Annotated in this window: 3 protein-coding genes; 1 reads left to right on the top strand and 2 read right to left on the bottom strand. The window is 48.9% G+C overall.

Annotation, left to right across the window (positions count from 1 at the left end; translation table 11 throughout):
* Positions 1 to 340: 340 nt before the first annotated feature.
* On the bottom strand, positions 341 to 1,225 hold the full coding sequence (locus O3C58_14095; GenBank protein ID MDA0692981.1) for an NAD-dependent epimerase/dehydratase family protein: 885 nt from the start codon (positions 1,223 to 1,225) through the stop codon (positions 341 to 343).
* A gap of 19 nt (positions 1,226 to 1,244) precedes the next feature.
* Positions 1,245 to 1,976 carry a glycosyltransferase family 2 protein gene (locus O3C58_14090; protein ID MDA0692980.1) on the bottom strand — a complete coding sequence of 244 codons (732 nt, stop codon included), beginning with the start codon at positions 1,974 to 1,976 and terminating at the stop codon, positions 1,245 to 1,247.
* Between the two features lie 145 nt (positions 1,977 to 2,121).
* On the opposite strand from O3C58_14090, the gene O3C58_14085 reads away from it, so the two are divergent.
* Positions 2,122 to 3,285: glycosyltransferase family 39 protein (locus tag O3C58_14085; protein ID MDA0692979.1), on the top strand; the 1,164-nt coding region annotated here is incomplete at its 3' end.

Here is a 3,285-nt window from a genome sequence, read left to right as displayed (position 1 = left end):
CCTGGCTGGGATGGTGTCCTCTGGGGGCCCAGTACCTTTTGGTGGGAGAAAATCCCGATAATTCGCCACAACCCTGAGACCCCTTTAAAAATGAGACCTTTGCATAAGTACAGTTATCCTCGTTGACGTTGGGAGAGTATAAATCCCCCCAGCCCCCTTCGCGGAAGGGGGAGTAGCGGGTTCCCCCTTTTTTAAAGGGGGTTAGGGGGATTTTCTTGAGGACTCTTTTATACCAAATACCAACGGCATCGACTTATAGTCATCTTCCTCCCCCCCTTTTTTTTACGGGAAGCTCTCGCTCAAAAGCGGAGGGGATTAAATTTTGGGGCATCTCCACTTTTCAGCCCTCCCGGGGAAAACACGAACGCAGGCCATCCTCCAGTTTGCGGGGTCGAAAATTCAACAAGGGGATTTCAGGATTTTCTGGAGAGGATTTGTCGCACAAAAGCCGCGGAATTTGATCTCGAACCAGTGTTTGAATATTGAGCCCATTCAGAAGGAAGATCATCCCCCGCAACAAAGGAATGGGAACAAAAAATTTCCCAACGGAAACCCCAAAATAATCTGCCAACCGGTCGATCAACGCAGTAAAGGCTAAATCGTCGGGTCCCGCCAAGACATAAGTCTGACCCTCAACGTCCGTTCCAAAAACAGCTTCCACGGTGGCTGAAACAACATCATCAATGAAAACCGGACTCAGCAGGTAGCGTCCGTTTCCAATCACCGGAACCACAGGAAATTTCCGTACCCAGGAAATCAGCTGGTTGATCCCCTCCTTTCCCCCGGTCCCATAGACTTCTCTCGGGCGCAGAATCAGCCAGGACAATTCGGATTGCTGCACCGCCTGCTCCGCCGCCAGTTTGCTTGCGGAATAGGCACCGCCATCGGGATGGGCGGCTCCGGAACTCATGAAAATAAAACGCTGGACTTTATTATGGCGACACGCTTCGAGAAGGTTTCTAGTTCCTTCGGCATTCACTGCAAAATAATCTGTTTCACGCGGGCTATGGGTCAATGCCGCAAGATGCAGCACCGTATCGATTCCATCTGTCGCCGCGACCAGGGAATCGAGATCTGCCAATTCCCCTTTCATCGCTTCACATGCGGGAAACTCCACCGGAGTCCGGTGCGCCAGAGTGCGGATATTTACCTTTTCACGCACCAGCAAAGCCGGAATCAGACGTTGTCCCAAACTTCCCGATGCGCCGGTGATCAGAAGATTCATCACTATTGCTTTGCCGGTTTTATTTTTTATAACTGCGGAAGAATTCCAAGACCCGGTACCAGACAAGGTTGGCTAAAAATTCCAAAATAGATAACGGTTTCACAAAAGAAGGGCGGGAATCGATGCTGTGAAAGACCGTCTCGATCTCGCCCGTTTTCAACCGCAGGCCCCGGGACTGGATCATGATCTCGGCATCGATGAACCATCCGTCCGACTGTAAATCCATGCTTGCGTAGGCATCTCTAGTCATCACCTTGGGTTTGGAATTGATGTCCCGGCTGTTCAAGCCCGGAAAAAGAAACTGAAAAAGTGCATTGTAAACGGTAGAAATGACTCGGCGGTAGGAGCCGTCATCGCGCTTAACGCGGTAAGTTTTTGCAAGATCGAGATTATCTGCCTGGAGCTTTTTGTACACGCGGATGACATCCTCCGCCGGCATCTGGCCATCCCCATCGATGACGGCCAGGACTTTACCCGAAGCGGCACTCAAACCGCTCTTCATGTCCCAGCCCATCATCCCCTTTTTCACCTCGGTAACAGCGTGAATCCTGGCATCCTGCTTTGCCAGGCCCTTCACCACCTCGGGAGTCCGGTCGCCGGAGTTATCCATATAATTGCCGACCAGAATCAACTCCCAATACGGCTCATTCGCTTCCAGACACGATATCAGCGAATCCACAAAGGTGGAAATTGTATCTGCACTCCGATAAGCGAGGACCACGACGGAAAGATTGGGGATTTCAGTGCTCAAACGACGGCCTTGATAAAGGTGATGGGTTAATTTTCCGATACATCTGCAAAGATCCGGGGAAATAATAACATAGGGACTCGCTGTGGAGTATAATTCAAAAAATTTAGCAGAATTTATTCCTCCCTCAACCCTGAACCCACCCGCTATGGCGCTTGCCATCAAAACATTTTTAAACAAGCATCCGGGTCTGCTTTTCCTGCTTCCCTATTCCGTCCTGTTGATTTTTTTGGGCCTTGGAGACGGCGCCCTGCAGGTGGATGAAGGCGGCGATACCTTTATCAGCACAACGATTCTAAAGTATGGGGTCCCCATGCACTCCGATGGGGTCAATGCCACCATGCTTTTTGCGGATATCTACGACGGGCTTTTTATCTACCGCACCTGGATTCCCTATTATTTGCAAGCCTTTTCTCTATCCCTCTTCGGCAACACAACCTTGGCCGCTCGTCTGCCTTTTGCTTTTATTGGATTGATTTCCGTCATCGCTCTTTATTTTCTTGCCCTGAGGTTAACTGGCAATAAATTGACCGCCTTTTTATCCGCCTTATTTTTAGCCTCATCGGTGCCGACCCTGCTCTATTTCAGGACCGCAAGGTATGTAGGATTTTCCATTTTACTCACTATTTTACTGATCTATTTTTATCTCCATATTTTTGAAGACAGGAAATGGAAAACAACCCCGTTTATAATCGTAGCCATCCTTTTTTTCCATTCGATGTATGTCGCATTTGCCGGGATCATCCTGGGCATTTTGATCCATTTTTTACTGCACCGGGAAACAATCCGCCCTGAAAACGCGCGGCTGGTTCCGCGATGCGCCATTATCATCGCCTGTTTCACCCTGCCCTGGTTAGTCTCTATCGCACCTGTTTTTTCCCACATCGCTCAATCCTACGTGGACCGCAGTGACCTGGTGGACAATTCCTTCGCAGGATGGATAAAGCACTTTGTGGGTTATTTATTTCAACTCAATAACTATATTTTCCCGTTCATTTTGTTTCCATTTTTATTTCTGAAATCTCTAAAACCCTTCAAACTGCAAATACAACTTCTTTTAATCTGCACACTGGCCCTTCTGATTGCCTCCTCGCCTCACCCCATTCCTCTCCAACAATACGTGGCAGGGGTTTTTCCTCTGTTTTATATCTTACTGGCGATGGTACTGGTGCAAGGTTTTGGCACCGGAAAACGACTGTGGCTACCGGCTCTGTTGACAGGAATCCTGATCTGCACAAATATTCTTCACACCGGCCCCCTGCTTCCCATTAAAAAATATCTTCAAAACCGAGAAGGCAGCTTCGGCAAAAGC

This window comes from Nitrospinota bacterium, from assembly GCA_027619975.1.
Lineage (GTDB): Bacteria > Nitrospinota > Nitrospinia > Nitrospinales > VA-1 > JADFGI01.
Note: the sequence above shows the minus strand (reverse complement) of the source record. Positions and strands in the feature narration are given on the sequence as shown.